Origin of the sequence: Micromonospora sp. NPDC005206, assembly GCF_040608175.1 — a bacterium.
Lineage (GTDB): Bacteria > Actinomycetota > Actinomycetes > Mycobacteriales > Micromonosporaceae > Micromonospora.
Genome location: NZ_JBEXHU010000003.1, coordinates 77,315 through 104,115 on the forward strand (window position 1 = coordinate 77,315; position 26,801 = coordinate 104,115).

The 26,801-nt window shown below is 74.3% G+C and carries 25 protein-coding genes, 5 tRNA genes and 1 pseudogene; 16 read left to right on the forward strand and 15 right to left on the reverse strand.

Annotated features, from left to right (window positions below; all coding sequences use genetic code 11):
* The first annotated feature begins 4 nt into the window (after positions 1-4).
* From ABZU69_RS04500 to ABZU69_RS04510, 3 genes and pseudogenes are all read left to right on the forward strand, one after another.
* Positions 5-862 carry a universal stress protein gene (locus ABZU69_RS04500; protein WP_354963022.1) on the forward strand — a complete coding sequence of 286 codons (858 nt, stop codon included), beginning with the start codon at positions 5-7 and terminating at the stop codon, positions 860-862.
* Between the two features lie 104 nt (positions 863-966).
* Positions 967-1,999 (forward strand): annotated as a pseudogene (locus ABZU69_RS04505) (nitroreductase); the annotation flags it as partial.
* A gap of 139 nt (positions 2,000-2,138) precedes the next feature.
* Positions 2,139-3,770: a GAF domain-containing protein gene (locus ABZU69_RS04510; protein ID WP_354963305.1), complete on the forward strand. Its 1,632-nt coding sequence runs from the start codon at positions 2,139-2,141 to the stop codon at positions 3,768-3,770.
* Between the two features lie 15 nt (positions 3,771-3,785).
* Here the strand turns inward: ABZU69_RS04510 and ABZU69_RS04515 are convergent, their stop codons facing one another.
* Positions 3,786-4,424 (reverse strand): response regulator transcription factor, encoded by a 639-nt coding sequence (locus tag ABZU69_RS04515; RefSeq protein ID WP_089017008.1) that lies wholly within the window; start codon positions 4,422-4,424, stop codon positions 3,786-3,788.
* Positions 4,425-4,643: 219 nt separating this feature from the next.
* Here ABZU69_RS04515 and ABZU69_RS04520 point away from each other — a divergent pair, with 219 nt between their 5' ends.
* Positions 4,644-5,621 carry a nitroreductase gene (locus ABZU69_RS04520; protein WP_354963023.1) on the forward strand — a complete coding sequence of 326 codons (978 nt, stop codon included), beginning with the start codon at positions 4,644-4,646 and terminating at the stop codon, positions 5,619-5,621.
* A 34-nt stretch (positions 5,622-5,655) separates the two neighbouring features.
* Here the strand turns inward: ABZU69_RS04520 and ABZU69_RS04525 are convergent, their stop codons facing one another.
* The 3 genes from ABZU69_RS04525 to ABZU69_RS04535 all read right to left on the reverse strand — a co-directional run bounded on the left by ABZU69_RS04525 (position 5,656) and on the right by ABZU69_RS04535 (position 6,988).
* The gene (locus ABZU69_RS04525; RefSeq protein ID WP_354963024.1) at positions 5,656-6,648 is read right to left on the reverse strand and encodes an NAD-dependent epimerase/dehydratase family protein; all 993 of its coding nucleotides are present in this window, start codon (positions 6,646-6,648) and stop codon (positions 5,656-5,658) included.
* A gap of 145 nt (positions 6,649-6,793) precedes the next feature.
* Positions 6,794-6,868 (reverse strand) — tRNA-Val (locus ABZU69_RS04530).
* A gap of 47 nt (positions 6,869-6,915) precedes the next feature.
* A tRNA-Gly gene (locus ABZU69_RS04535) sits at positions 6,916-6,988 on the reverse strand.
* 148 nt (positions 6,989-7,136) lie between these two features.
* Between ABZU69_RS04535 and ABZU69_RS04540 the strand changes: the two genes are divergently transcribed.
* Positions 7,137-7,379: a DUF6458 family protein gene (locus tag ABZU69_RS04540; protein WP_354963025.1), complete on the forward strand. Its 243-nt coding sequence runs from the start codon at positions 7,137-7,139 to the stop codon at positions 7,377-7,379.
* A 138-nt stretch (positions 7,380-7,517) separates the two neighbouring features.
* Here the strand turns inward: ABZU69_RS04540 and ABZU69_RS04545 are convergent, their stop codons facing one another.
* On the reverse strand, positions 7,518-8,333 hold the full coding sequence (locus ABZU69_RS04545) for an isocitrate lyase/phosphoenolpyruvate mutase family protein (RefSeq protein ID WP_354963026.1): 816 nt from the start codon (positions 8,331-8,333) through the stop codon (positions 7,518-7,520).
* A gap of 70 nt (positions 8,334-8,403) precedes the next feature.
* Here ABZU69_RS04545 and ABZU69_RS04550 point away from each other — a divergent pair, with 70 nt between their 5' ends.
* Positions 8,404-9,384, forward strand: coding sequence for a DUF5937 family protein (locus tag ABZU69_RS04550; RefSeq protein WP_354963027.1), 981 nt, complete (start codon positions 8,404-8,406; stop codon positions 9,382-9,384).
* A gap of 57 nt (positions 9,385-9,441) precedes the next feature.
* Here the strand turns inward: ABZU69_RS04550 and ABZU69_RS04555 are convergent, their stop codons facing one another.
* Positions 9,442-9,699 carry a zinc-binding dehydrogenase gene (locus tag ABZU69_RS04555; protein ID WP_354963028.1) on the reverse strand — a complete coding sequence of 86 codons (258 nt, stop codon included), beginning with the start codon at positions 9,697-9,699 and terminating at the stop codon, positions 9,442-9,444.
* On the opposite strand from ABZU69_RS04555, the gene ABZU69_RS04560 reads away from it, so the two are divergent.
* Entirely contained in the window at positions 9,607-10,092 is a 486-nt protein-coding gene (locus ABZU69_RS04560; protein ID WP_354963029.1) for a GNAT family N-acetyltransferase, read from the forward strand. The genes ABZU69_RS04555 and ABZU69_RS04560 overlap by 93 nt on opposite strands.
* Before the next feature lie 25 nt (positions 10,093-10,117).
* On the opposite strand, the gene ABZU69_RS04565 is transcribed toward ABZU69_RS04560, so the two are convergent.
* Entirely contained in the window at positions 10,118-10,870 is a 753-nt protein-coding gene (locus ABZU69_RS04565) for an alpha/beta fold hydrolase (RefSeq protein WP_354963030.1), read from the reverse strand.
* 61 nt (positions 10,871-10,931) lie between these two features.
* On the opposite strand from ABZU69_RS04565, the gene ABZU69_RS04570 reads away from it, so the two are divergent.
* Entirely contained in the window at positions 10,932-11,459 is a 528-nt protein-coding gene (locus ABZU69_RS04570; RefSeq protein WP_354963031.1) for a PadR family transcriptional regulator, read from the forward strand.
* Between the two features lie 76 nt (positions 11,460-11,535).
* On the opposite strand, the gene ABZU69_RS04575 is transcribed toward ABZU69_RS04570, so the two are convergent.
* The 3 genes from ABZU69_RS04575 to ABZU69_RS04585 form a co-directional block, all read right to left on the reverse strand.
* Positions 11,536-11,610 (reverse strand) — tRNA-Val (locus tag ABZU69_RS04575).
* 14 nt (positions 11,611-11,624) lie between these two features.
* Positions 11,625-11,695 (reverse strand) — tRNA-Cys (locus tag ABZU69_RS04580).
* Positions 11,696-11,729: 34 nt separating this feature from the next.
* A tRNA-Gly gene (locus tag ABZU69_RS04585) sits at positions 11,730-11,802 on the reverse strand.
* Positions 11,803-12,175: 373 nt separating this feature from the next.
* Here ABZU69_RS04585 and ABZU69_RS04590 point away from each other — a divergent pair.
* The 3 genes from ABZU69_RS04590 to ABZU69_RS04600 all read left to right on the forward strand — a co-directional run bounded on the left by ABZU69_RS04590 (position 12,176) and on the right by ABZU69_RS04600 (position 16,607).
* Entirely contained in the window at positions 12,176-12,778 is a 603-nt protein-coding gene (locus tag ABZU69_RS04590; protein WP_354963032.1) for a TetR/AcrR family transcriptional regulator, read from the forward strand.
* Between the two features lie 94 nt (positions 12,779-12,872).
* The gene (locus tag ABZU69_RS04595; RefSeq protein ID WP_354963033.1) at positions 12,873-13,451 is read left to right on the forward strand and encodes a TIGR03086 family metal-binding protein; all 579 of its coding nucleotides are present in this window, start codon (positions 12,873-12,875) and stop codon (positions 13,449-13,451) included.
* A gap of 225 nt (positions 13,452-13,676) precedes the next feature.
* Positions 13,677-16,607, forward strand: a complete 2,931-nt coding sequence (locus ABZU69_RS04600; protein ID WP_354963034.1) for a M36 family metallopeptidase — start codon at positions 13,677-13,679, stop codon at positions 16,605-16,607.
* A gap of 116 nt (positions 16,608-16,723) precedes the next feature.
* Here the strand turns inward: ABZU69_RS04600 and ABZU69_RS04605 are convergent, their stop codons facing one another.
* Positions 16,724-17,608: a hypothetical protein gene (locus ABZU69_RS04605; protein WP_354963035.1), complete on the reverse strand. Its 885-nt coding sequence runs from the start codon at positions 17,606-17,608 to the stop codon at positions 16,724-16,726.
* Positions 17,609-17,758: 150 nt separating this feature from the next.
* Here ABZU69_RS04605 and ABZU69_RS04610 point away from each other — a divergent pair, with 150 nt between their 5' ends.
* The 5 genes from ABZU69_RS04610 to ABZU69_RS04630 all read left to right on the forward strand — a co-directional run bounded on the left by ABZU69_RS04610 (position 17,759) and on the right by ABZU69_RS04630 (position 22,327).
* Complete coding sequence (locus tag ABZU69_RS04610; RefSeq protein ID WP_354963036.1) at positions 17,759-18,427, forward strand: 50S ribosomal protein L11 methyltransferase; 669 nt, start codon at positions 17,759-17,761, stop codon at positions 18,425-18,427.
* A gap of 9 nt (positions 18,428-18,436) precedes the next feature.
* Entirely contained in the window at positions 18,437-19,624 is a 1,188-nt protein-coding gene (locus ABZU69_RS04615) for a cytochrome P450 (protein WP_354963037.1), read from the forward strand.
* Between the two features lie 35 nt (positions 19,625-19,659).
* Positions 19,660-20,508, forward strand: a complete 849-nt coding sequence (locus tag ABZU69_RS04620; RefSeq protein WP_354963038.1) for a polysaccharide deacetylase family protein — start codon at positions 19,660-19,662, stop codon at positions 20,506-20,508.
* Between the two features lie 89 nt (positions 20,509-20,597).
* A complete protein-coding gene (locus tag ABZU69_RS04625; protein WP_354963039.1) occupies positions 20,598-21,530 on the forward strand; it encodes an ATP-binding cassette domain-containing protein in 933 nt (310 codons plus the stop codon).
* Positions 21,527-22,327 carry an ABC transporter permease subunit gene (locus ABZU69_RS04630; protein ID WP_354963040.1) on the forward strand — a complete coding sequence of 267 codons (801 nt, stop codon included), beginning with the start codon at positions 21,527-21,529 and terminating at the stop codon, positions 22,325-22,327. Before ABZU69_RS04625 ends, ABZU69_RS04630 begins: the two co-directional genes overlap by 4 nt.
* A 29-nt stretch (positions 22,328-22,356) precedes the next feature.
* Here ABZU69_RS04630 and ABZU69_RS04635 read toward each other — a convergent pair whose 3' ends face one another.
* From ABZU69_RS04635 to ABZU69_RS04650, 4 genes are all read right to left on the reverse strand, one after another.
* Complete coding sequence (locus ABZU69_RS04635; protein WP_354963041.1) at positions 22,357-23,034, reverse strand: response regulator transcription factor; 678 nt, start codon at positions 23,032-23,034, stop codon at positions 22,357-22,359.
* Complete coding sequence (locus ABZU69_RS04640) at positions 23,031-24,626, reverse strand: histidine kinase (protein ID WP_354963042.1); 1,596 nt, start codon at positions 24,624-24,626, stop codon at positions 23,031-23,033. Before ABZU69_RS04640 ends, ABZU69_RS04635 begins: the two co-directional genes overlap by 4 nt.
* Before the next feature lie 54 nt (positions 24,627-24,680).
* The gene (gene bioD, locus ABZU69_RS04645) at positions 24,681-25,385 is read right to left on the reverse strand and encodes a dethiobiotin synthase (RefSeq protein WP_354963306.1); all 705 of its coding nucleotides are present in this window, start codon (positions 25,383-25,385) and stop codon (positions 24,681-24,683) included.
* Between the two features lie 135 nt (positions 25,386-25,520).
* Positions 25,521-26,657 carry an 8-amino-7-oxononanoate synthase gene (locus ABZU69_RS04650; RefSeq protein WP_354963307.1) on the reverse strand — a complete coding sequence of 379 codons (1,137 nt, stop codon included), beginning with the start codon at positions 26,655-26,657 and terminating at the stop codon, positions 25,521-25,523.
* Positions 26,658-26,801: the final 144 nt, after the last annotated feature.

The window sequence follows — 26,801 nt, forward strand, 5'->3', positions numbered from 1 at the left end:
CGACGTGCGTGACGCGGAGATCCTGGTCGGCTACGACGGCTCGACCGACGCCTCGGTGGCTCTGGACTGGGCGCTGGACGAGGCCGAGCACAGCGGCCAGCCGGTGCGGCTGGCGTACGTCTTCGAATGGCTGACCGTGGCCGGCTGGGTCGGTCCGGGCGTGGCGCCCGGCGTCTGGCCGGACGACACCGCACGGCGGCAGGTGGAGGAACTGGTCCGGAAGGCGGCGACGCAGGCCGCCGCCGCGCATCCCGGGCTCACCGTCACCGGCGAGGTGTACGACGGCCCGCCCGCCCTGGTGTTGCAGGAACGCTCGGCCGAGGCCGGTCTGCTGGTGCTCGGCAGCCGCGGCCACGGCGGGTTCGGTGGACTGCTCGTCGGGTCGACGGCGGTGGCGGTCGCCGCGCACGGGCACTGCCCGGTCGTGGTGGTCCGGGACGGGGCCAGCGGGGCACCGGCCGACGCGTCGGGTGGACCGGTGGCGGTCGGCGTGGACGGCTCCGAGCCGTCGCTGGTGGCGCTCGGCTTCGCCGCCGAACGGGCGGCCCAGCGGCGGGTGCCGCTGCGCGTGCTGCACGCCTGGACCCAGGGCCCCGGCGGGGCGGCCGGAGCGCCGGACGAGCGGGCCGCCGTGGAGCAGTCGCTGGAGCCGTGGCGGCGGACGTACCCGGATCTCGCCGTGAGCATCGACCTGGTCCCGGGCAGCCCGGCGGCCATGCTGATCGAGGCGAGCCGTGACGCGCGGCTGGTGGTGGTGGGCAGTCGGGGCCGGGGCGGGCTGGCCGGCATGCTGCTGGGCTCGGTCAGCCAGCAGCTGATCCAGCACGCCCACTGCCCGGTCGCCGTCGTCCGGGAACGTTGACCCCGGGGGCGTAACGACCCGGCCCGACCGGGACCTACGACCCCTGCGCGCCGTCGTCGGATGCCACAGGATGGAGCGGGCAACCCCACGCGCATCACCGCCACGTCAGGCACGATTGGCAGAGACGGAGAGGTCGTGACGATGAGTCAGGAAGGCCAGCTGACCACCGCGCTGGCGGCGGCCGCGGCAACCGCCGGCCACGCCCCCTCGGTGCACAACACCCAGCCGTGGCGCTGGCGGGTGCTGCCCGACGCGTTGGAGCTGCGCACGGTCCGCGACCGCCAGCTCGCGGCCACCGACCCGGAGGGCCGGCTGCTCGCCCTGAGCTGCGGCGCGGCCCTGCACCACGCCCGGCTGGCGCTGGCCGCCGAGGGGTGGCGCGCGGTGGTGGAGCGGCTGCCCGACCCGAGCGACACCGAGCTGCTGGCCCGGCTGACCACCCTGGACCGCGCCGAGGTCGACCCGGACGCGATGCGGATGGTGCAGTGCATGCAGGTCCGGCACACGGACCGGCGGCCGGTCAGCGACGAACCGGTGCCCACCGCCGCGATCGAAGAGATCATCCGAGCGGTCACCGCCGAGGGCTGCCGGCTCCAGATCCTCGACCGCGACCAGGTGCTGGAGCTGGCCGCCACGGCGGCGCACGCCGACACGGTCGAGGCCGAGGATCCGGCGCTGCGCGCCGAGCTGGCGTACTGGACCAGCCGCGCCGGCACCGGCACCGGGCTGCCGCCGGAGGTGCTGCCCGAGCAGCCCCCGCAGACCACCGTGCCGGCCCGCGACTTCGGCCGCCCCGGCAGCCTGCCGGTAGGCCCCGGCCACGACCGCATGGCGGTGTACGCGCTGCTGCACGGCGACGAGGACGAACCGGACAGCTGGCTGCGCGCCGGCGAGGCGCTCTCCGCCGCCTGGCTGACCGCCACCCGGCTCGGCGTGTCGGCGGTGCCGCTCAGCGCGGTGGTGGAGGTGCCGGGCACCCGGCAGACCCTGCGACAGCTGCTCTCCGGCCTCGGCTTCCCGTACCTCGTGCTGCGGTTGGGGATCGCGGACCCGGCGCACGCGGGCCCGCCACACACCCCGCGGCTGACCACCGCGCAGGTGGTCGACACCTCCGCGGTCCGCGGCGGGCACGGCTGACGGGCCTGGACAGGACGGGCACCGGCGATACCATCGCGCGGTGACCAGCACGCCACAGCCCCGCAAGGAAGCCCAGGTGACCCCGTCGCTCGGGCTGAGCCCGCTGTCCCGGGTCCACCTCGACGAGCTGCTCCAGGAGATGCTGGACCGGGTCGGCGAGGTGGTCACCAGCCGGGAGCGGCTGCGCGCCCTGCTCGACGCGGTGGTCGGCATCGGCACCAACCTCGATCTGCGCAGCACCCTGCAACGCATCGTGCAGGCGGCCTGCGAGCTGGTCGGCGCCCGGTACGGGGCGCTGGGCGTGGTCGGCCCGGACCGGCTGCTCTACGACTTCATCGTGCACGGCATCACCCCGGAGCAGCACGCGCAGATCGGCGACCTGCCGCACGGTCGGGGCGTGCTCGGCCTGCTCATCGACGACCCCCGGCCGCTGCGGATGCCGGACATCACCCAGCATCCCCGCTCCTACGGCTTCCCGCCCAACCACCCGCCCATGCACAGCTTCCTGGGCGTGCCGGTGCGCATCCGGGAGCAGGTGTTCGGCAACCTCTACCTGGCCGAGAAGCAGGGCGGCGCGCAGTTCACCGAGGACGACGAGGAGATCGTGGTCGCGCTCGCCGCCGCGGCCGGCGTGGCCATCGAGAACGCCCGCCTGTACGCCCTGGCGCACCGGCGGGAACGCTGGCTGGCGGCGACCGCCGAGATCACCACGGTGCTGCTCGGCGAGGTCCGCCGCACCGACGCGCTGGCGCTGGTCGCCCGCCGCGCCCGGGAGGTCGCCGAAGCCGAGCTGGCGCTGGTCATGCTCTACGACACCGACGCCGCGCAGTACACCGTCGAGGTGGTCGACGGCGCCGACGAGCAGGCGCGCGCGCTGGTCGGCACGGTCCTGCCGGCCGCCGACACCAGCTTCGGCGCGGCGATCGCCGAGGGCCGGCACGACCAGGTGGACGATCTCGCGCACGCCGCCCCGTGGCCGGCGCTGCTGCACACCGGGCCGGCGGTGATCTCCCCGCTGGCCACCGCCGAGACCCTGCACGGCGTGCTGGTGGTGGCCCACCGGCCGGACCGCGGTGGCGGCGCCACCGAGGACGACGTGGCCCTGCTGGGCAGCTTCGCCGGTCAGGCGGCGCTGGCCATGGAACGGGCCCGCGGCCAGGAGGAGCGGGAGCTGCTGGTGGTCCTGGAGGACCGTGAGCGGATCGCCCGCGACCTGCACGACGTGGTGATCCAGCGGCTCTTCGCCACCGGCCTGCAACTGCAGAGCGCCGCGCCGATGATGACCCGCCCAGAGGTGGCCAAGCGGATCAACGCCGCCGTCGACGATCTGGACGCGACCATCCGGGACATCCGCCGGACCATCTTCGAGCTGCGTACGCCGATGACCGCGGCTCTGCGTACAGAGATCCGTGAGGCGATCGAGGTGGCCGCCGAGTCGTTGGGCCACAAACCCCACCTGGAGCTGACCGGGCCGGTGGACAGCGCCGTCCCGGACGCGGTCCGCCCGGACCTCACCGCCGTGTTACGCGAGGGGCTGTCCAACGCGGTACGCCACGCGCAGGCCACCCAGGTCACCGTTGGCGTCCGCGTCGACGCCAGACACGTCACCGTCACGGTCACCGACGACGGGGTGGGCTGCGACCCCGCCGCCGCCCGGGGCGGCCTGATCAACCTGAGCGAACGCGCCGAACGTCACGGCGGCACCTTCACGGTCCGCCCGGTCGAGCCGCACGGCACCGAGGTCAGCTGGTCCGTGCCGCTGCGCGACTGACCGGGGCGGGTCGGCTCAGGAGGTCTTACCGAGCAGGCGGGTGGCCAGGACGGCGGCCTGGGTGCGGCGCTCCAGACCCAGCTTGGCCAGCACGCTGGAGACGTAGTTCTTCACCGTCTTCTCGGCCAGGAACATCTTCCCGGCGATCTCCCGGTTGGTCAGCCCCTCCGCCACGTACTCCAGGATCCGCCGCTCCTGCTCGGTGAGCGACTTCAGCTCGCGCGGCTGCTCGACGCCGTTGCGGATGCGCTCCAGCACCCGGGTCGTGATCGCCGGGTCGAGCAACGACTGCCCGGCCGCCACCCGCCGCACCGCGTCGACCAGGTCGGTGCCGCGGATCTGCTTGAGCACGTACCCGGCGGCACCCGCCATGATCGCCGCGAACAGCGCCTCGTCGTCCTCGTACGAGGTGAGGATCAGACCCTTGATGGACGAGTCGACGGCGCGCACGTCCCGACACACGTCGATGCCGTTGCCGTCGGGCAGCCGCGCGTCGAGGATCGCCACGTCGGGCCGCAACGCCGGAATACGGCGGGCCGCCTCCAGGGCGGAGCCGGACTCGCCGACCACCTCGATGTCGCCGCTGCTCTGCAACAGGTCGGCCAGGCCACGGCGGACGACCTCATGGTCGTCGAGGAGGAACACCCGGATCATTCCTCGTTTCTACCCCGGTCCCGCGACCCGCGCACGGGCCGAAGGTCCCGACCGGGGCGGTCCGAGGTCCGGGGTGGGCCGGCGCACCAGCCAGGGGCGGTGGGGCCCGACGGGTCGGGACGTCCGGCCCTGCCCGGCACCAACCCGACGGACGGACCGTAGGGGTGCGGCGAACGTCGGAGCACCGCCGGCTGCCGGCCATCGGAGAGGAGCACCGCCATGGACATCGGCTACACATCGGCCCACCTGCGGACCGCCGCCGTGGACGCGGTCCGGGCACCCTCGCTGCACAACACCCAGCCGTGGCGGTTGCGGCTGCGCGACGGCGGGATCGAGGTGCTGGCCGACCCGGCCCGGCGGCTGCCGGCGACCGACCCGAGCGGGTGGGGTGTCCGCATCGCCTGCGGCGCGGCGCTGTTCAACCTGCGGATCGCGCTGGCCGTGGCCGGCGTCCCGGCCCGGGTGCGGCTCCGCCCCGACCCGGCCGAGCCGGACCTGCTGGCCCGCCTGGTCCCGGACGTTCCGCGCCCGCCCACGCCCGGCGAGCAGAGCCTGCACGCCGCCATCCCCCGCCGGTTCAGCAACCGGATGCCGTTCTGGCCGAACCCGGTGCCGGCGGACGCACGGTGGCGGCTCGGCGAGGCGGCCCGCGCCGAGCAGTGCTGGCTGGAGCTGTTGATCGGGGTGAGCGCGTTTTCCGCGTTCGGCGAGATCGCCCGCGGCGCGCACCGCGTACTGGAGCGTGACCCCGCCTACCGGTCAGAGCGCGAGCGGTGGCTCCGCCAGGAGCCCGCGCCGGACGGCGTGCCGGCCTCGGCCGGCGGTCCGCAGGGCGAGCCGCAGGACGTGCTGCCGGCGCGCGGTTTCGGCGGGCGCGACCGAGCCCCGAGGCGCGACTTCGAGCCGGAGCCACTGGTGGGGGTGCTCGGCTCGGTGGGCAACACCGCCGTCGACCAGGTGGTCGCCGGGCAGGCCCTGCAACGGGTGCTGCTCACCGCCACCGACGCCGGGCTCAGCGTGTCGCTGCTCTCCCAGCCGATCGAGGTACCCGGCGCGCGGGAGCAGCTACGGCTGTCACTGGGCCGGTTCGGCACGCCGCAGATGGTGCTGCGGATCGGTTACGGCCAGCCCGGCCGGCCGACCCCCCGCCGCGCTGTCGACGAGGTGCTGGACCTGCCGGTGGCGCCGGCCCCCTGAGCCGGCGCCACCGCCCCGCTCGACGAACCCCCGTTCAGGCGGCGAGCAGCGCCGCCTCCCGCGCCGGGTCCAACCCCACCGTCGCCCGGCGCGGCTTGCCGGCACGCGGCGGCACCGACCCCACCGCGTCCAGCCAGCGCCAGGTGTCGGCGACGGTCTCCGTCACCGGGCGGCAGGTCAGCCCCGCCGCGTACGCCTTCTCCACGCCGCGCTCCTGCAACCACCGGAACTCGTGACGCGGCGGAATCCAGATCGGCAGGTCGTTCCAGGGCACGACGCCGGCGGCCAGGATCGCTGCCGGGTCGGTCCAGCGCAGCGTCGCGCCGGAGCCGGTGACCTTGACGACCGAATCCAGCAGCTCACCCATGGTGGTGTGCCCCGAACGGCTGACCACGTTGAACGCACCGCCGACCCCTTCGGCGGCCCGGTCCAGCGTCCACCCCACCAGATCGCGTACGTCGATGTACTGCACGGGCAGGTCCACCGGGCCGGGCGCGAGCACGTCACCGCCGCGGGCCACCCGCCGCAACCACCAGGGCAGCCGGCCGATGTCCTCCCCCGGCCCGAGGATCAACCCGGCACGCACCAGCAGCGCCCGCTCGCCGTAGACCTCCGTCGCGGCCAGCTCCCCGCCCGCCTTGCACTCCGCGTAGTCCCCGTCGACGGCATCGGCGGACGCGTCCACAGTGGGTGCCTCCTCGCCGACGTGCGTCGGCGCCGGCGGGGCGTAGACCGATCCGCTGGAGATGTAGGCGTAGTGCGGGACCGCCCCGACCAGCGCGCGGGCCGCGTCCCGCACCGCCCGGGGAGCGCTGTCCCAGGTGTCGACCACCAGGTCCCACTCACCGCCCGCCAGCGCCGCCAGGCCGCCCGGCGCGCTCCGGTCACCCCGCAACCGGTGTACGCCGGGTGGCGTCGACCCGTGCAGCCCCCGGTTGAACACCGTCACCGACCAGCCCCGACGGACCGCTTCGGCGACCGTCGCACCACCCACGAAACCCGTCCCGCCCAGCACCAGCAGTCTCATGCGGTCCACCCTGCCGGGTCGTGGCGACGGGCGGCACCCGTGTTCACCCGTAGCGGATCTCCCCACAGCAGAACGCGCTCCGACGGCGACGTCGTCCAACGCGGAACGGCTCGTTACCGGTATTCCGGTAACGAGCCGTTTTCGTTGGTGGGCGATACTGGGTTTGAACCAGTGACCTCTTCCGTGTCAAGGAAGCGCGCTCCCACTGCGCCAATCGCCCGTGGTGACCGCCCGAACCGGCAGCCAGGCCCCGTGGGGCGGATCGCGAGCGGACGACGGGATTCGAACCCGCGACCCTCACCTTGGCAAGGTGATGCGCTACCAGCTGCGCTACGTCCGCACGTCGCCGGTGTGCCCCGGCGACAGGTGAACTCTACCCGATCGCAAGATCGCCCGGAGCGCCACCCTGGCCGGTGGCGGGTTGCGTTGGTCGGCGCCGGGGTACTGAAGGGCTCGACAGCGCACCACATCCCCCTAAGGAGGCTGTCGTGGGTATCGGCACCAGCATCTTCCTGATCGCGCTCGGCGCGATGCTCACCTTCGCGCTGGACGCGAGCGTCGGCGGCATCAACCTCGACGTGGTCGGCTGGATCCTGATGGCGGCCGGTGTGCTCGGCCTGATCATGACCACGCTGATCTGGGGTCGCCGCCGTGCGGTGGTCACCACCAGTGAGCAGCCGGTGGAGTACCGCCGGGTCGAGGAGCGGCGGGACATCGGCCCGCCGCTGTGACACGACCACCGGCGGCGCCGGCGGATCACGCGATGCCGGGCCGGCTACCTCGATCGAGGTGGCCGGCCCGTCGCATCCGTGACCCCGACTGACCGCGGGAGGCACCGCCTCCTTCCGGCACCGCACGGCCCTCGTCGCTCAACGCATCAGCGCGTTGAGCGTTCCGTAGTCGAGGGCGTCCGCCAGCGCGCCGTACGTGCCCGCGCCGAGGGCCTCGTCCGCCGCCCGGCGGGCGACCGCGTACGCGGCCTCCGCGACCGACGAGCCGAGGCTCACCCGGGCCACCCCCAGCCGGGCCAGCTCCCCCACCGTCGGCGCACCCGGCCCGGCGAGCACGTTCAGCGGCGCCGGCACCGCCCGCACCAGCGCGCGGATGGTCACGGGGTCCACCACCCCGGGCACGAAGATGGCGTCCGCGCCGGCGGCGAGATAGGCGGTGGCCCGGGCCACGGTCTCGTCGACGTCCCCGGCGCCGCTGAGGAACGTGTCGATCCGGGCGTTGACGTAGAGCGGCAGCCCCGCCGCGTCGGCCGCGCCCCGCACCGCGCCGATCCGGGCGCACTGGTCGGGCACGTCGCGCAACGGCGCGCCGGCGTCGCGTCGGGCGTCCTCGATGTTCACGCCGACCGCACCGGCGTCGAGCACGGCGCGGGTGGTCAGGCCGACCTCCGCCGGCGTCGCGCCGTACCCGGACTCGATGTCCGCGGTGACCGGCAGCGCCACCGAGGCGGCGACCCGGCCGACCATATCGACGGCCGCGTCGCGGCCGAGGACGTCGCCGTCGGGTACACCCAGGCTCCAGGCGACGCCGGCGCTGGTGGTGGCCACCGCGCGGGCGCCGGCGGCCGCCACGATGCGGGCGCTCGCGGCATCCCAGGCGTTGACCAGGACCAGCGGCGACCCTGGTGTGTGCAGGGATCGGAACAGTTCGGCTCGGGTGTGTTGTTCGCTCACACGGCAAGTCTCGGCCGGCCCCGACCCTGGCGGTAATGTTTCAGTCCCAGCTGAATCCACCGGGGGTGCCGTGGTCGCCATCAGCCTGTCGGCGGGTGCGGTCGCCCGCATCCGGTTCGCCGTCTCCTGCCTGTGGGAGGTCGTCGCGAGCATCCGGGTGCTGCGCGACCCCGGGGACCACGCCGTCCACCTGCCCTGGGTACGCCGGGTCCGTCCACCGCTGGTCGAGGCCGGGTTGATCGACGCTAACGGCGGGCTGCTCTGGCAGCTGGTGCCGGCCCGGCCCAGCTACCTGGCCGACTTCCTCACCCCGCCGCCCGCCGGCCTCATCCCGGACCTGGCCGCCGAACTGGCCGCCGTCCGCGCCACCCCGACCGACACCGTCCGCGCGCACCTGGACCTGTACCCGGGCGACCGCACGCCCGCGCTCGCCGCCCTGTACGCAGACCCGCCGGTCGGGCTGCGCCGGCTGACCGAGGAGATCGAGGCGTACTGGCGGATCGCCCTGGCCCCGCACTGGCCCCGGCTGCGGCTGCTGCTGGACGCCGACGTCGCCGCCCGCGCTCGCCTGCTCGCCGAGGACGGCGCGGCGGTGCTCCTCAACGATCTGCACCGCCAGGTCCGGTGGGAGGACGACACCCTGCTCGTCGCGCAGCGGCACTGCCTGGCCCCGGACGTCGCGGACGGTCCGGGCCTCGTGCTGGTTCCGTCGGTCTTCGTGTGGCCGTCGGTGGCGAGCGTGTCCGCCGGGGACGCGCCGCAGCTCGCCTATCCCGCCCGTGGGCTCGGCGCGCTCTGGGAGCATCCGACCGGCGTCCCGGACGCGCTGGCCGCCGTGCTCGGGCGCGGCCGGGCCCGGCTGCTCTCCGAGCTGATCGGGCCGGTGAGCACCACCGAGCTGGCCCGGCGCAGTGGCATGTCGCCCGGCGGGGTCTCCCAACATCTCACCGCGTTACGCGCGGCCGGTCTGGTGGTGACCCAGCGCCAGGGCCGCACGCTGCTCAACACCCGCACCGACCTCGCCGAGGCGCTGCTCTCCGCGACCGGGTAGGCCGATGCGGCGTGCGGGTGGGTCGGCGCCGGACCGGGCGCTCCGGGTGCCGCCGCGTCAGAACTCGATGACCAGCCGGCCCCGCACCCCGCCCGCCTCAAGGATCCGGTGCGCCCGGGACGCCTCCTCCGGCGGGAACCGGCCGGCGACACGGAGGGTCAGGGCACCCTCCTCGGCGAGCCGCCGAAGCAGGTCGAGCTTGTCGCGCCGTCCGTCGTAGTCGTGCACGAACGCCGGCACCAGGGTGAGGTCCGGACGGGCGGCCCGGGCAAGCTCCGCCGGATCCGGCGCGCGCCGACACCGGCCGGCCTGCACATCGCCGAAGCCACCGACCTGGACGCGTTCGTCGGCGCCTACGCCCGGGTGTCCGGAATCCCGGCGGAAGGCGCGGCGGCGGCGATCGAGCGGGAGAAGGCGTTCGCCGGCGACGGCACGGTGATCAGGCTGGCCGGTCGCCTCGACGACGGCCGGATCGTCGGGACGGCCGTGGCCTGGCTCAGCCACGGGCTGCTCACCCTGTACTTCGTCGGCACCCAGCCCGAGCAGCGCCGGCGGGGCATCGGCGCGGCGATGACCAGGGCCGCGCTCGACCTGGCCGCCGGGCGGGGCGTCCGCACGGCGGCACTCACCTCGACGCCCGTCGGCGAGCCGGTCTACCGCCGCCTCGGCTTCCGCACCGTGGGCACGTTCCGGCTGCTGACCTTCTGAGCCGAGCCGGAAGCGAGCGCGTGGCCTACGCCCGCAGTGCCTCGGCGGTGGCCGCCACGAAGCCCTCCGGATTGTCCAACATGATGTTGTGACCGGCGTCCGGCACGGCGACCACCCGCACGCCGGCGTCGGTGAGGGCACGCACACCCGTCGGCTCGCTGTCGGCCGGGTGGAGGTAGGTGCGCGGCACCGGTAGGTCGAGCAGCAGGTCGCGCATGGTGGGTGTGGTGCCGCGGCCGAGGTGGGAGGCGGTCCGGTAGAGCGCCTCCGCACCGGTGAGTCGCATCGTCGCCGCCCAGGCCGGCCCGACACGGTCGAGCGTCTCGGATCGGCCGTCGCCGTGCAGGAACTGCTCCTCGGTGTAGCGGGCGCGGATCCCGACGCCCGGAGGCTGCGGGTCGAGGGTGGCATCGACAAGAACCAGGGCCGCGACAAGGTGCGGGTGGCGGGCGGCCAGGACGATGGCGACCGAGCCGCCCATGCTGTGCGCGATCACCTCCGCGGCGCTGACCCCGGCCGTGGTCAGCGCGGTGGCGAGCAGGTCGGCGTGCTCCTCCAGCGTGTAGGAGGCGTCGGCCGGCCGGTCGCTGATGCCGTGCCCGAGCAGATCCATCATCAGGGTGCGCCGTCCGGCGAGCGTGGGGTTGGTGGCCACCGCCGCGAAGTACACCGGTGAGGAGGCGCCGAGCCCGTGCAGGTAGACCCGGGCGGGCTCGGCGCCGGGCAACTCCACCCAGCGAATCGTCGTGCCGTCTGGCCGCACCTGGGCGCCGTGCATTACTACCTCCTGACCGATACCTCGAAGTCGAGGTATCCCTTTGTGGAGGTAAGCTAACACGATGTTGGAGTTCGCGATACTGGGCTTCCTGGCCGACGCCCCGCTGCACGGGTACGAGCTGCGCAGGCGCGTCGCCGCGCTCACCGGCCACGTCCGGCCCATCGCGGACGGGACGCTCTACCCGACGATCAAGCGCATGGAGCGCGCGGGCCTGCTACGTCGCGACGTTCAGGCCGGCCAGGTGGCGGCGCCACGGCACGTGCTCACCCTCAGCCCCGCCGGGCAGGCGGAACTGCTGCGCCGGCTGCGCACCCCCGACGAACTGTTCATCACCGACGAGAACCGCTGGTTCACGCTGCTGGCCTTCCTGCGCCACCTGGACGACCCAGCCGGTCAGGCCGCCGTGCTGCGGCGACGGCTCGACTTCCTCACCCAGCCGGCGAGCTTCTTCTGGGACGGTGACCGACCGCTGCGCGCCGACGACTTCCCCGACGACCCCTTCCGCCGAGGGCTGTTCCGCATCGCCACCGCCACCAGCCGCACCGAGATCGCCTGGCTGCGGGAGCTGCTGACGTCGCTCACGCAGTGAGCTGGCGAGCTCGCGACCTGGCGAGCGCATACAGAAAAGCTCGTTACCGGGATTCCGGTAACGAGCCGTTTTCTGCTGGTGGGCGATACTGGGTTTGAACCAGTGACCTCTTCCGTGTCAAGGAAGCGCGCTCCCACTGCGCCAATCGCCCGTGCCTTGTTGCTGAGGTGGGGACGGGATTTGAACCCGCGTACACGGCTTTGCAGGCCGTTGCCTCGCCTCTCGGCCACCCCACCGAGGTTGCCCCCGTCGTACGTGGCGGCAGCTCCGAGCGGACGACGGGATTCGAACCCGCGACCCTCACCTTGGCAAGGTGATGCGCTACCAGCTGCGCTACGTCCGCACGCCCCCGGCGTTCCCGGGTGACGGATGAGAACTTTAGCCGAGCCGGTGAACGACTGCCAACTCGGGGTCCGCGTCGGCGCGTCCGCCCGGGCGGGACCAGCCCCACCACCGCCAGGCTTCCTAGGGGGCTGCCCTGATGGTTGGCAGCCGTCACACTCCGACGTCGCGGGGTCGAGATGCCCGTCGCCGGGTGGCGCGGCGGGCGACGAGCGTTCCGGCGCGTCAGCTGGTGCCGGCGGACCTCGACGTACGCCCTCAGGAAAACGACGGAAGGCACCGTCTGGAAGTGTCCGGGTTCCGACTGTCGCGTCGCGGATCGGACGGTGACGGGTAACTGTTCGTGTTCGGTCGGATGGGCTACCGTAACGGTCGTGACGAGACGTGCGGCCGAGATCCGCCTGGATGCCCTGCTGCGCACCGCCTGTGACGTGATCGTCGAGCGCGGTCTGGCCAACACCCGGACGGCGGACGTGGCGCAGGCCGCCGGGGTCAGTCAAGCCCTGGTTTTCTACCACTTCGTCACCAAGGAGCGGCTGCTCGCGCAGGCGCTCGCGTACGCGGTCGAGCAGGATCTGGCCCGGCTGGACGCGGTGACCCGATCCTCGGCCCCGCCGCTGACCAAGCTCCGCCGGATCCTCAAGCTCTACACCCCGGCCGGGCGGGCCACCTCCTGGTCCATGTGGATCGACGGCTGGTCCGAGTCGCTACGCACCCCGGAGGTGGAGAAGGTCTCCCGCCGGCTCGACCTGCGCTGGCGGCAGGACCTCGCCGCGGTGATCTCCGCCGGGGTCGCCGACGGCACCTTCCAGTGCGCCGACCCGGACGGGGCCGCCTGGCGGATCAGCGCGGTGATGGACGGCCTGGCCGTGCAGTTCGCCGTGCACGACCGGGTGATCTCCCGCCGGCAGTTCGGCGAGTGGGTCCGCCTGGTCACCGCCCGGGAGCTCGGCTTGGACCCGACCGACCTGGACTGATCCGCGGGCGGCCGACCGCCGGCCAGCGCGGATCACCCTGCCGGGGCCCGGCAAAACCACTCGCCTCGCCACGCCGCCCGGAACAATCGGCAGCATGGATCTGCTGGAGGCGTACCGCCGGAGCCTGGCCGAGTTCGTCGACCGGGTTGACCAGGTCGGGCCCGGCCAGTGGTCCGACCCGACACCCTGCCCGGACTGGGACGTGCGCACCCTGGTCAACCATGTGGTCGGCGAGGACCGGTGGAGCGTGCCGCTGCTCGCCGGCCGGACCGTCGACGAGGTGGGCGGCCGGTTCGACGGCGACCAGCTCGGCGCCGACCCGGCCACCACGGCGCGGGAGGCCGCCGCGCAGGCCGAGATCGCCGCCACCCATCCCGGCGCGCGCGATCGCACCGTGCACCTGTCCGCCGGTGACACCCCGGCCGACGAGTACCTCCAGCAGCTCCTCGCCGAACACATGGTGCACGGCTGGGACGTGGCGGTGGCGATCGGCGCCGAGCCGCGGCTGGACCCAGACGTGGTGCGGGTGTGCGCCCGATGGTTCGCCGGCCGGGTCGACGACTACCGGCGCGACGACCTGGTCCGGGGCGGGGTGCGGGTGTCCGGCGACGACGAGCAGGACCGCCTCCTTGCCGCCTTCGGCCGCGACCCCGACTGGTCGCCGGTCGCCTGAGCGCGCCGCCCGTCGCAGCGGCGGAACCAGCGCCAGGGCCGGCGCGCGTCACGCTCATTTTACTAGGCTGCCTACTTTGTAAAGTTAAATTATCTCGATCCGTCGGCGCGTCGGCGTGCCCGGACCTTGCCGCCACCCCGACCGGCTGATATCCACAGATGCACATGCGTTACCGCGCAGCGTCGGCCGGCGGCCGCCGGTCATCCGCTCCCACGAGGAGGTCCCGTGCCACAACCGGAGTGGTCACCCCCGATGAGCCGGCGTCGACGCCGGCTCATCGCCATCCTGGCGTCGACGGCGACGGTCGCCGCGCTGCTCCCCACCGGCGTCAGCACCGCAGCCCCCGCCGGCGGCGCGCCGTCCGCCGAGCGCCGGTCCGGGCCGTTCGCCGAAGGGCACCAGCACGCCGACGTCGACAACCGCCGGGGTACGGCGGCACCGGACGCCCGCCAACGCGGGCTGGCCCGCGCCGCCGACCCCGACGTGCGATGGAACCGGCTCGGCACCCCGCAGGCGCTCGGCCCCGGCCGCGCCCCGCTCGCCACCGGGCTGCCCACCGACCCGGAGGCCGCCGCCCGCGCCTACCTGGCCGCCAACCGGGACCTGTTCGGGATGGACACCGCCGCGGTGGCCGCCCTGGAACGGGTGCTGGTCCGGCCGATCGGCAGCGGAGCGGTGGTCACCCTGCGGCAGCGCTTCGGCGACCTGCCGGCCGGGCCGGACGGCCTGGTCACCGTCGCGGTCACCGGCGGCACGGTGCTCTCAGTCAGCTCCTCGCTGGCCCGCACCACCGGCGTACCCGCACCGGCCACCCGCACGGCCGAGCAGGCGTACGCCGCCGCGCTCACCGACGCCAAGCTGGACGCCAGCGCGGTGGCCAGCCACACCGTGCGCGCGGTGGCCGTGCCGACCCCGCTGGACGGGCCCCGGGCCGGGTACGAGGTGACCCTGATCAGCGCGGACACCGACCACCCGGCCGCCTTCACCACCTATGTGGACGGGATCACCGGGCAGGTGCTGGTCCGTGAGGACCTCGTCGACTTCGACTCCGACAACCCGAGCTGGGCCGTCTTCCCGGCCACCCCGCCCCGCGATCTCGGCCCCGGGCAGGACCCTCGGGTGCGCTGGTGCGGCGACCCCGCGCCGGGCTGCCAGGCGGCCTTCCGTGACCCGGCCACCGGCCAGCCGTGGGATGTCGACGCGGCCACCGGCACGCCCACCTTCACCTCGCGCGGCAACTCGGCCAACACGGTGCTGTCCTGGGGTGCCGGCACCCCGGTCGTCCCGGCCCCGCCCAGCCTGGAACGCCGTTACGAATACCCGTTCACCGACCAGTGGCACCAGGCGAAGTGCAACCCGGACGTGTTCACGTCCGCCCAGCGCAACGACGCGGACGCGTCGATCGCCAACCTGTTCGCCATGCACAACCGGATGCACGACTGGTCGTACCAGCTGGGCTTCACCGAGTCGGCGTGGAACCTCCAGGCCGTCAACCTCACCCCGGCCGGGTTGGGCGGCGACGCCGAGCAGGGCCGCGCCCAGCAGGGGGCGCTGAGCGGCAACCGGAACAACGCCAACCAGGGCACCCCGCGCGACGGACTGCCGCCGACCACCAACATGTACCTGTGGCAGCCGCAGGCCGGCGGGCCGTACCCGCCGTGCGTGGACGGCGACTACGACATGACGGTGATCGGCCACGAGTACACCCACGCGATCACCAACCGGATGATCGCCGGCCCGGACAGCGGGATCGGCGGCCACCAGGGCGGTGCGATGGGTGAGTCCTGGGGCGACCTGCTCGCCGCCGAGTACCTCTTCCAGAACGGGCTGCGGGCCCCCGGCGAGACGCCCTTCGTCACCGGCGGCTACGTCACCGGCAACCTGGTCAGCGGCATCCGCAACTACGACCTCAGCCGCAGCCCGCTCAACTACTCCGACATCGGTTACAACACCGGTGGACCCGCCGTGCACGCCGACGGGGAGATCTGGGGCGCCACCAACTTCCGGGTCCGGTCCGCGCTGGTGAAGCGGTACGGCCTCGGCACCCCGCAACGGCAACTGGAGTGCGCGCAGGGGAAGGTCGCCGCGGACAAGTGCCCGGGCAACCGACGCTGGTCGCAGCTGGTCTTCGACTCGTTCCTGCTCCAGGCCGCCAGCCAGGTCAGCATGCTCGACATGCGCGACAACATGCTCACCGCCGACCTGCTCCGCTTCGGCGGCGCCAACCAGGACCTGATCTGGGCCGAGTTCGCGCGCTCCGGAATGGGCCGGGACGCCGTCACCAACGGCGCCGCCGACACCGACCCGACGCCGAGCTTCGCCTCGCCGAGCGGCGGCAACGCGACGCTCACCCTACGGCCGCGGGGCGACAGCGCCGACGCGCCGATCCGGGTGTACGCCGGGGAGTACGAGGCGCGGGCGGTGCCGGTGGCGGACACCGACCCGGCGACGCCGCTGCCGGACACCGTGGAGCTGGTGGCCGGCACGTACAACCTGCTCGCCGTGGCGCCCGGCTTCGGGCACCAGCGGCTCAGCGTGGTCGCGAAGGCCGGTCACGACGGGTACGTGGACCTGCGGATGAGCCGCAACCTCGCGTCCACGGCGTCCGGCGCCACCATCACCGGCGACGGGGTCAACCTGGAACGGATCGGCGACGACACCGAGGCGACGAACTGGGCCTCGCTGGACGGGGTGGCCGGCCGGCAGCTCACCGTGGCACTTCCCGGGGACGCCCCCCAGGTGGTCAAGCGGGTGAACGTCAGCGCGATGCTGCGCCCGGCGATCGTCGCGGACCCGGACACCGGCAGTCAGAACGCGCTCAGCGCGCTGCGTTCGTTCGCGGTGTCCGCCTGCAACGCGAAGACCACCGACTGCGCGGATCCGGCGCGCTGGCAGCGGATCTACACCAGTGCGGGCGACGCGTTCCCCGGCGGGGCGTACCGGGCGTACAGCCGGGACATCAACCTCCGGACGTTCGCGGTGCCCACCACGCTCGCCACCCACCTGCGACTGGAGGTGCTGGCCAGCCAGTGCACCGGCGGCCCGCACTACGCCGGTGAGCAGGACAACGACCCGGCCACGACGACGGACTGCGCGACCGCCAGCCCGGCCCGGGACCAGGTCAGGATCGCCGAGTTCCAGGCGTTCTCGAAGTGACACCGTCGGGGCCGGCGGACCTCCGCCGGCCCCGACGGCCCCCGATCAACGCGACCCGGTCACCAGCGGGCCCTCCGGCCAACGCCGGACAGATCCTCAACGGCCCCACGACCCGGTCACCAGCGGGCCGGCCGCCAGCGGTCGGTCGGGGGGCGCTCCCAGCGCCGGTCCACCGGTGGGTCGTCCGCCTCGGCGGTCGCCGCTCGGGTCAGGTGACGCAGCCGCAGCAGCAACCCCACCCCCAGGAAGAGCAGCAATCCGCCGAGCAGGAACGCGGCCTGCACCAGACCGAAACCGCCGGACTGCGCCACCGGACGACCAGCGCCGGCCGCGGGAGGGGCCGCGTCGATCGCTTCGTCGCCGACCGGCTCCTCCGCCGGGTCGCTCTCGGCCCCGGCTGGCTCGGTCGCCGGGTCGCTCGGCTCCGCCGGTGTCGCGGTCGGCTCCGCCGCCGCGCTCGGGGTGCCGCCCACTCCCACCACCGAGCGGGTGGCCGTCTGCCGGGCCAGCAGGCGCAGGTTCTCGTCGTACGCCTCTGCGGCGAGGGTGACCCGCCCGTCGGTGACGTCCTCGGCGAAGGCCAACCGGTAGCGGGCGGTGACCGTGCGGTTCGGGCAGAGAGTGCCGGGGTCGAGCTGCCGGTCGGTCAGCCGGGCCACGTCGCCCTCGGTCCGGATCTCCAGCGGGAAGTCGCCGGTCTCCTCCACCCGGTCCATCTTCACCTGGTCGAGTCGGATGCCCTGCACGCTGAGCACCATCGACCAGCGCACCTTCACGCATCCACCGCGCCGGTCCGTCCGGGAGACCACCGCGGAGACCGTACGCACCTGGTCGCCGGCCGTGAACCGAGCCGGCAACCCACTCAGCTCGGTGGTGAACGCCGCCTGCGCCGGAGCGGCGAGCACCAGCTCCACGCCACTCAGACAGGCCAGCACCACCCCGAGCCTCAGCGCGTACCGCCACACCGTCACCACCGCCGTCCTCCGTTCGGTCGTCCCCACCCCGCAACGCTAGGAGCGCGGCCTCGACCCGACCAGACGGGTGTGTTCGCACCGGGCGGCAAGCACGGGGCGGGTTATCACCGACGGTGGTGAACCGGTCACCGCTCCCCCGCGACACGCCGGACACCGGGTCGCTGGGACAATTCCCGGGTGTCCGAACTCTCCAGCACGTTCGTCCGGCTGCACGCCCGGCTCGCCCCGGTCGCCTTCGTCCCGGAGGTGCGGCTGCACCAGGCGGACGAGCCGATCGGGCTCTGGGAGCTGACCGAGGGTGAGTTCAGCAGTGACCGGCCCCCACCGTTCTGGGCCTTCGCCTGGGCCGGCGGCCAGGCCCTCGCGCGCTACGTGACTGACCATCCGGAGCTGGTCGCCGGCCGCCGGGTGCTCGACCTCGCCTCCGGCTCCGGGCTGGTGGCCATCGCCGCCGCCCGCGCCGGCGCGGCGTCGGTGCGGGCCGTCGAGGTGGACGAACTGGCGGTCGCGGCAGTCGCGCTCAACGCCGAGGCCAACGGAGTACGCGTTGACGCCGAGTTCGGCGACATCCTCGACGGCGACGCCGGTGACGCCGAGGTCGTGCTCGCGGGGGACGCCTTCTACAGCGAGGCGATGGCCCGCCGGATGCTGCGGTTCCTGCTCCGCGCCACCCGCGCCGGCGCCCTGGTGCTGGTCGGGGACCCCGGTCGGGCGTTCCTGCCCCGGGACCGCTTCGACGAGCTGGCCCACTACGACGTGCCGGTGCCGGAGGCACTGGAGAGCGTCCGGGTGAAGCGCACCACCGTCTGGCGGTTGCGGGCCGGCCTGCCGGGAGCCGCCGGCTAGCGTGTCGGCGTGCTGTTCCGGAGCTGGGAGTCCGCGGTCGGGGCACCGTGGCCGGACGTGGCCACGGTGGCCGACCACGTCGGCGTACGCCACCTGGTGGCCACCCGCCACGCGCTGGTCCGCGAGGTCCTCGCCGACCCGGTCACCTACCGGCCGGACAACGCGCTGGACGCGGTGACTCCGATGCCGGTGACGGCGCTGCGGGTGCTCGCCGGGCATCGGTTCCGGCTGCCGCCCACCCTGGCCAACAACTCCGGTGCCAGCCATCCGGCCATCCGGTCGATCGTCGCCGACGCGCTGCACCCCGCTCGGGTCGCCGCGCAGCGTCCCTGGCTCACCGCGCTGGTCCGGGACCGGGTCGCCCGGCTGACCGCGACGCTCGACGCCGGTGAACCGGTCGATCTCTACGCGGAACTCGCCGCCGACCTGCCACTGCTGGTGCTGGCCCGACTGGTCGAGCTGCCGGACGCGCCGGTCGGCGCGGTCAAGGAGTTCGCGCGGGCCGCACTGGAGCTGTTCTGGGCGCCGCTGGACGCCGACCGCCAGTTGGCGCTCGCCACTGAGGTGGGCCGGTTCCACGGCGTGCTGCGCGACTTCGCGGCCACCGGCGGCGGGTTGGCCGCCGAACTCCGCGCGGCCGGGCACACGCCGGACGTCGTGGTCGGTGCGCTCTTCTTCCTGCTCGTCGCCGGGCAGGAGACGACCTCACAGTTCCTCACCCTGCTCCTGCACCGGCTGGCCGGCGAACCCGCGGTGCGGGCCGGGCTCCGCACCGGCGAGGTCACGGTGGCCGACGTGGTGGAGGAGGGGCTGCGACTGGAACCGCCCATCGTCACCTGGCGCCGGGTGGCGGCGGCGGACAGCACGCTGGGCGGGACCGCGGTGCCGGCGGGCACCAGCCTCGTACTCTGGCTGGCCCGCGCCGGCCGGGACCCGGCAGTCGTCGAATCGCCGGACGAGTTCCGCCCCGGCCAGCGGGGATCGCGCCGGCACCTGGCGTTCGGGGCGGGCGCGCACCGCTGCGTCGGCGACGTGCTGGCCCGGATGGAGGCGGCCGTTGTGGTGGCCGAGGCCGCGCCGCTGCTCGACGCAACGACCGTGGTCCGCGCGCCGTGGTGTCCCGACAATCTCACCTTCCGGATGCCCGACGCCTTCATCGTCCGTCGCCGGGAGGACAGGATCACCACACCGAGCTGACCGGCTCCTGACATCAACTCGGTAGGTTTCCGGGCGTGTCAGCCACCCCCGCCCGTCGGATCCGTGTCGTCGTCCCACTTCTGGCCCTGCTGGCGCTGAGTCCCTGCGCAGCCAGCCCCGGCCAGACATTCCACGCCCGGCAGATCACCGCGACCCAGCCCAGCCCGTCCGCCCTGCCCCCGACACCGTCGACCTCGCCGTCGCCGACGCAGAAGCCCGTACCCGGGAGCCTGGCCTGGTACCTGTCGCAGGTGCCGGTCTTTCCCGCGGCGCCACCACCGCAACCGGTGCCGCTGCCCACGAACGGTCCGGCCCCGTTCTGGCACCGGCTGCCGACCAAGCAGAAGGTCGCCTTCATCACCATCGACGACGGCGCGCTGGCCCGTCCGCCCGCGGTGATCGACTTCATCCGCGAGGCCCACATCCCGGTCACCATGTTCCTCAACTCGCCGGCGGCGGCGGAACACACCGACTACTTCCGGCAGATCGAGGCGGCGGGTGGGGTCGTCGAGAATCACACCAGCAGGCACGCGTCACTGCCCGGCAGGTCGTACGACTTCCAGAAGCAGGAGATCTGCGGGGCGGCGGACACGTTGGAGACGCTGTTCGGCAAGCGCCCGACACTGTTCCGCCCACCGTTCGGCGATCGTGACGCCACCACTCTGAGGGCCGCGCACGACTGCGGCATGAAGGCCGTCTTCCACTGGACCGAGACCGTGCACAAGGGGGTCGTTCGCTACCAGACCCCGGAGAAGGTGGTGCGGCCCGGCGACGTCCTGCTGATGCACTTCCGGCCGGCGCTCATGGACGACCTTCTCGCGGCGCTGAAGGCCATCCACCGGGCCGGGCTCACACCGGCGCTGCTGGAAGACTACGTACGGTGACCAAACCGCCCCCGGCTTGACGAAAGTCAGGGTCGGGTGGTGCCGTTCGGGCGCAGTGGGGCGGCGGTCCGCACGCCTAGCGTCAACGCATGATCACATTACGTGGCTTGACGAAACGGTTCGGGGCGGCCACCGCGGTCGACGCGCTGACCGTCGACGTCGCACCCGGCCGGGTCACCGGCTTCCTCGGCCCGAACGGCGCCGGCAAGTCCACCACCATGCGGATGATCCTCGGCCTGGACCGCCCCACCGCCGGGCAGGCGTTGATCGGCGGACGGGCGTACCGGGAGCTGCGGCGCCCCCTGCACGAGGTGGGCGCCCTGCTCGACGCCCGGGCCATCCACCCCGCCCGCGCCGGCCGGGCGCACCTGCTGGCCATGGCCCGCAGCAACGGCATCCCGGCGCGCCGGGTGGACGAGGTGCTCGACACCGTCGGGCTGGACGGGCGCGCCGCCGCCAAGCCGGGCCGGACCCTCTCCCTCGGGATGGGCCAGCGGCTCGGCATCGCCGGCGCACTCCTCGGCGACCCGCCGGTGCTGATGTTCGACGAGCCGGTCAACGGCCTCGACCCGGACGGGGTGCGCTGGGTGCGGCAGCTGATGCGCTCGCTGGCCGACCAGGGTCGGACCGTCTTCGTCTCCAGTCACCTGATGAGCGAGATGCAGCTCACCGCCGACCAGCTCGTGGTGATCGGCCGGGGACGGCTGCTGGCCGACGCGCCGATCGACGACGTGATCGCGGGCAGCGCCGTCGCCGTCCGGGTCCGCAGTCCGCACCCCGACGGGCTGGCCACCCTCGCCGCCCGCCTCACCGCCGCCGGCGCCACCGTCGAGCCGGCCGGGCCCGACGAGCTGACCGTCAGCGGCAGCGCCGTGGACCGGATCGGTGACCTGGCGTACGAGCTGGGGGTGCGGTTGCACGAGCTGAGCCCGCACGGCGCGTCGCTGGAGCAGGCGTTCATGGAGCTGACCGCTGACAGCGTCGAGTACGCCGGCGGCCCGACCGTAAGCGAGGCACGATGAGCACGATCACCATCCCGGACACCCGCCCCGCCCCGGCCGACTTCCGCGGCGCGGTGGCCGCCGAGTGGACCAAGCTGTTCTCGGTGCGGACCACCTGGTGGACGGCGCTGGCCGGGCTGGTGCTGATGGCCGCGAGCGCCGCACAGCTCGCCATCTACGCGGCCAACGACAACACCAACGACGACCCGCTCGACGACCGGGGCATCGTCACCGTTGGCACCGTGCTGATCGACTCGGTCGAGCTGACCCAGTACGCGGTGCTGGCGCTGGGCCTGCTGGCGATCACCGCCGAGTTCACCAGCGGCACCATCCGGACCACGCTGCAGTGCACCCCGTCCCGGGGTCGGGTGCTGCTGGCCAAGGCCGTGGTCACCGGCGCGGTCATCTTCGTCCTCGGGCTGCTGCTCGGCGGCGTCGGCGCACTGGCCGCCCGGCCGCTGCTGGGCGAGTGGGGCAGCGCACCGGCCGCCGGCACGATCGGCGACATCGTGGCCGTGGCGACGTACCTGGCGCTGGTGGGCGTCCTCGCGCTCGGCCTCGGCGCGGCGCTGCGCAGCGCGGTGCTCACCCTCACCGTGCTCTTCGCCACCCTGATGATCGTGCCGCTGTCGCTCCAGGAACCGGACATCACCGTGCTGAACCGGATCGCCGACGTCTTCCCGGGCGTGGCCGGCGCGCACTTCATGGCCGGCGACACCGAGCCGTACCCGGCCGCGATCGGGCTGCTGCTGCTCGCCGGATGGGCCGGCGCGGCGCTGCTGCTGGGCCGGGCCGCGCTGCGCCGCCGCGACGCCTGAGCGCTGAGCGGGGGCTCCCGGGCCCCCGCTCAGCCGTCGACCAGCCCCGCCTCGTACGCGATGATCGCGGCCTGCACCCGGTTACGGACATCCAGCCGGGTGAAGATGCTGGTCAGGTAGCTCTTCACGGTGCCCTCCACCAGGTGCAGCCGGCGGGCGATCTCCGCGTTGGACAGCCCCGCCCCGACCAGGGCCAGCACCTCCCGCTCCCGCTCGGTCAGCCCGGCCGTCCGGTCCCGCGCGGCGGGCCGGCGGGCCAACCGCCCGGCGCCCAGCTCGATCACCCGGCGGGCCACCCGAGGCGACAGGTACGCCCCGCCCTCGGCGACCGCGTGCACCCCGGCGATCAGCTCGCGCGGGTCGCCGGCCTTGAGCAGGAACCCACTGGCACCGTGCCCGAGCGCCCGGGCCACGTGGTCGTCCTCACCGAAGGTGGTCAGCATGAGCGTGGCCGTGTCCGGCGCCACCCGGCGGATCTCGGCGGCGGCGGCCAACCCGTCCAGGCGCGGCATCCGGATGTCCAGCAGCGCCACCCGGGGCCGGTGCGCGCGCACCAGCTCCACGGCCGTCCGCCCGTCGCCGGCCTCGGCGACCACCTCGATGCCCGGGTCGGCGGCGAGGATGGCGCGGACGCCGGCCCGGATCATCGCCTCGTCGTCGGCGAGGACCACCCGAACCGGCGTGGCCGCGAAGGTATCCGTGGTCATCCTGCGATCCGCTCCTTGCTGACCAGCCGGCCATCGGTGAAACAGAGCCGCCAGGTCGGCTCGGCGAGGGGGAAGTTGCCGTCGGTGTAGAACTCGCAACCGACCTTCTCCGCGCCCGTTGGCGGGGTGAGCGCCCGGCGGGGCAGATCGGCCAGATCGGAGCGCGGGGTGCCGGGCCGCATCCGGTCGAACGCCGACTCGTCCAGCACCGTGCCGGCCGTGGCGAACGAGTAGTAGACCAGCGACAGGGCCAGCGCGAGCCCCGCCGGGGCGGCGAGCGCGGTCAACAGGCTGCGGCGTACCCGGCGGCGGGCCTCGCTCAGCCGACGCGCGGCGTCGACCGGCCGCTCCACCCCGTCGACAGCACCACCGCCGGTCCCCACGCCGGGCTCGGCAACCACGGCCGACCACGGCTCGGCGGGAACGACGTCCGCCGCGTCGGCGGACAGCGGCAGCCGGGCCCGTACCGCGAAACCACCGTCCGGGTGCGGACCGGTGTCCAGGACGCCGCCGGCCAGCCGGACGCGCTCGGCGAGGGCGAGCAGACCGCTGCCGGAGGACGGCGGGCTGGGCAGCGGGCCGGCCGGTGGCGGCCCGTTCCGCACCCGCACCTCGATCCCGTCCCCGAAGGGGGCGAGGGTGACGGTGACCGGGGCGCCCGGGGCGTACCGGGCCGCGTTGGTGAGCGCCTCCCGGACCACCCCGTGCGCGGCTGGCCCGGTCATCCCGGGCAGCTCCACGGCACCGGGCGGCGCGTCCAGCCGCACCGCCATCCCGGCCTCCCGAGCCCCGTCCACCAGGTCGGTGACGGTCTCGCCGGCCGGTCGGAGCCCCGCCGGGCCGCCCTCCTCCCGGAGCACCCCGATGATGCCGTGCAGCCGTTCCGTGGCGGCGGCGACGCTGGTCCGCAGCTCCCCCACCGCCGCACGGTGCCCGGGATCGAGGTCGTGGGCGAGCTCCAGCGCGGCGGCGCGCAGCGCGATCAGGCTGAGGTCGTGACCGAGCGAGTCGTGCATCTCCTCGGCGATCCGGGCGCGCTCACGCAACCGGATCCGCTCGGCGGCGCCGCGCTGCTCGCGCGCCAGCGCCTCGGCGTGCCGGCCGCCCGCGTCGGCCAGCTCCTGCTGCTGCCGGCGGTACCGGCCGACCAGCCACGGAAACACCCCGGCGAACAGCAGCACCGACGCGAGCAGGAACCAGGTGCCCGCCCCGGTGCCGAGCAAACCCAGGTTCAGCGTCGTGCCACCGACCGCGATCACGCCGAACAGCACGGCCGCCGGGGCCGCCCCGGCGCTGCGCCGCCCGGTCAGGTAACTGAACACCGGGATGGCGAACACGAAGTTGCCGTCGACCAGTGACCCGAGCACCACCAGCAGCAGCCCGACCAGCGGCCGACGCCGTCCCAGTGCCACCGCCACGGCCAGCACCGTCAGCCCAGCCAGCAGCAACTCCAGGTTGTGCCGCGAGTGCGGCGGGGTCAGCCTCGCGTACCCGATCGGGGCGGCGAGCACCGCCCAGAGCAGCGCATCCGCCAGACCCTGTCGCCGCACCACCCCCGACGCCCCGTCCGCCAGCCACCTCGCGATCCTCACGGCGGCCACGCTACCCACGCTCGACCTGGGCGGACACTGACGAAAGTGAGGTGTTCAGCCGCTCTCCTCGGCCCAGGCACGCCAGTCGTCGAGCACGCCGTGCAGCGACGGCGTCAGCCAGCCCGGAGCGGAGCGCCGGAACACCCCCGGGTCCATCGCGCCGGCACCGGCGGGCACCGCGCCGAGCAGGTTCGGCACCAGGTCGGTGAGGTTCGTCCAGTGCACCAGCTCCGGCGTGTTCGGCCAGGCGCCGATCACCACGCCGGCGGGCACCGCCCGGCGGTCCAGCGCCTCCAGGGTCAGCGCGGTGTGGTTGAGGGTGCCCAGCCCGGCACGGGCGACCACCACGGCGGGCGCCCCGAGCGACACCGCCAGGTCGGCCATCGTCCACGGCTCACCAGACGGGCGCAGCCCCATCGGCACCAGCAGTCCGCCCGCCCCCTCGACCAGCACCAGGTCGTGCTTGTCGGTCTCGCCACGGACGGCGTCCACGGCGGTGTACAGCTCCAGCGGCGGCAGCTCGGCGACCCGGGCGGCGGCCAGCGGCGCGAGCGGGTCTGGATAGCTGGCCAGGGTGCGACCGGTGAGCGGCGCCGCCAGCCGGTTGACCGCGTCCACGTCGCCGGGCTCACCGCCGGCCGTACCGGTCTGACCTGGTTTGACCACGGCCACCCGCAGCCCGGCGGCCTGCGCGGCGGCGGTGATCGCCGCGGTCACCACCGTCTTGCCGACACCGGTATCGGTACCGGTGACCAGCACCACCCCCTGCCACGCGCTCACGGGGCCATCTCGGTTCGCGACTGCGGGGCTCGCAACACCGGCTCACTCCTCGCGCTCACGGGGCCATCTCGGTTCGCGACTGCGGGGCTCGCAACACCGGCTCACTCCTCGCGCTCATGGCGCGCACTCGACGATGACGTCCAGTGCCCGCTCGAAGGCCGGCCGGGACACCCCGGCGCTGACGGTGAGGCGCAGCCGGGAGCGGTTGTCCGGGGTCGACGGCGGCCGGAAGCAGCCCACCGCGACACCCCGGTCCCGGCAGTCGGCGGCCCAGGTCGTCGCCGCCTCCGGCCCGGGGGCGGTCACCGAGATCACGGCCGCGTCCGGCGCGGAGACGGTCAACCCGGCCGTACGCAGCCGGTCGACCGCGAGGGCCACCCGCTCGGCCAGCTCGGTACGCAGGTCATCACCGGCCCGGGCCAGCCGCAGCGCGGCGTGCACCCCGGCGGCGACCGCCGGCGGCAGCGCGGTGTCGAAGATGAACGTGCGGCCGGTCTCGACCAGGTGCCGGACGAACTCGGCCGGGCCGGCGACCACCCCGCCCGCGCCACCGAGCGCCTTGGACAGGGTTGCGGTGACCACCACGTCCGGTTCGCCGGCGAGCCCGGCGGCGGCGACCGCCCCGGCGCCGGCCGGACCGGTCACGCCGAGCGCGTGCGCGTCGTCGACCAGCAGCAGCGCGCCGTAGCGGCGGGCCACCGCGTGCAGCCGGGCCAGCGGGGCGAGATCGCCGTCGACCGAGAAGACCGACTCGGTGACCACCACCGCCGGGCGGCCCGGGGCCACCGCGAGCGCGGCGGCCACCGCCGTCACGTCGGCGTGGGCGGTGACCACGGTCTCCGCGCCGGAGATCCGGCAGCCGTCGATCAGGGACGCGTGGTTGTGCGCGTCGGAGACGAGCAGCGTCCGGGGTTGGACGAGGGCACGCAACGCACCCAGGTTGGCCAGGTAGCCGGAGGAGAAGACGAGGGACCGGTCGGTGCCCAGCCACTGCGCCAGCTCGTCCTCCAGCGCCTGGTGCGCGTCGGTGGAGCCGCGCACGAGGCGCGACCCGGTGGCCCCCAGCCCGTACGCCGACAGCGCCGCCGCGGCGGCACCGGTGACCTCCGGGTGGGTGGCCAGGCCGAGGTAGTCGTTGCCGGCCAGGTCGATCATGCCGTCGGCGGCGGGACGCGGGTGCAGCCGCCGGGTCAGCCCGGCCTTCGCCCGCAGATCCGCACGGCGGTCGAGCGCCGCCAGCCAGTCCGCCACCGTCACCCCTTCGCCACCGTCCGCGCCGGTCACGCCGACACCCGCCGGGCGAAATTACCACCCGCCACCACCGGCCCGACGGATCCACTCGGTACGCGAGGTCGACCGCACCGAACGTGAGCCTCGCGGCTGGGCCGATGCGAC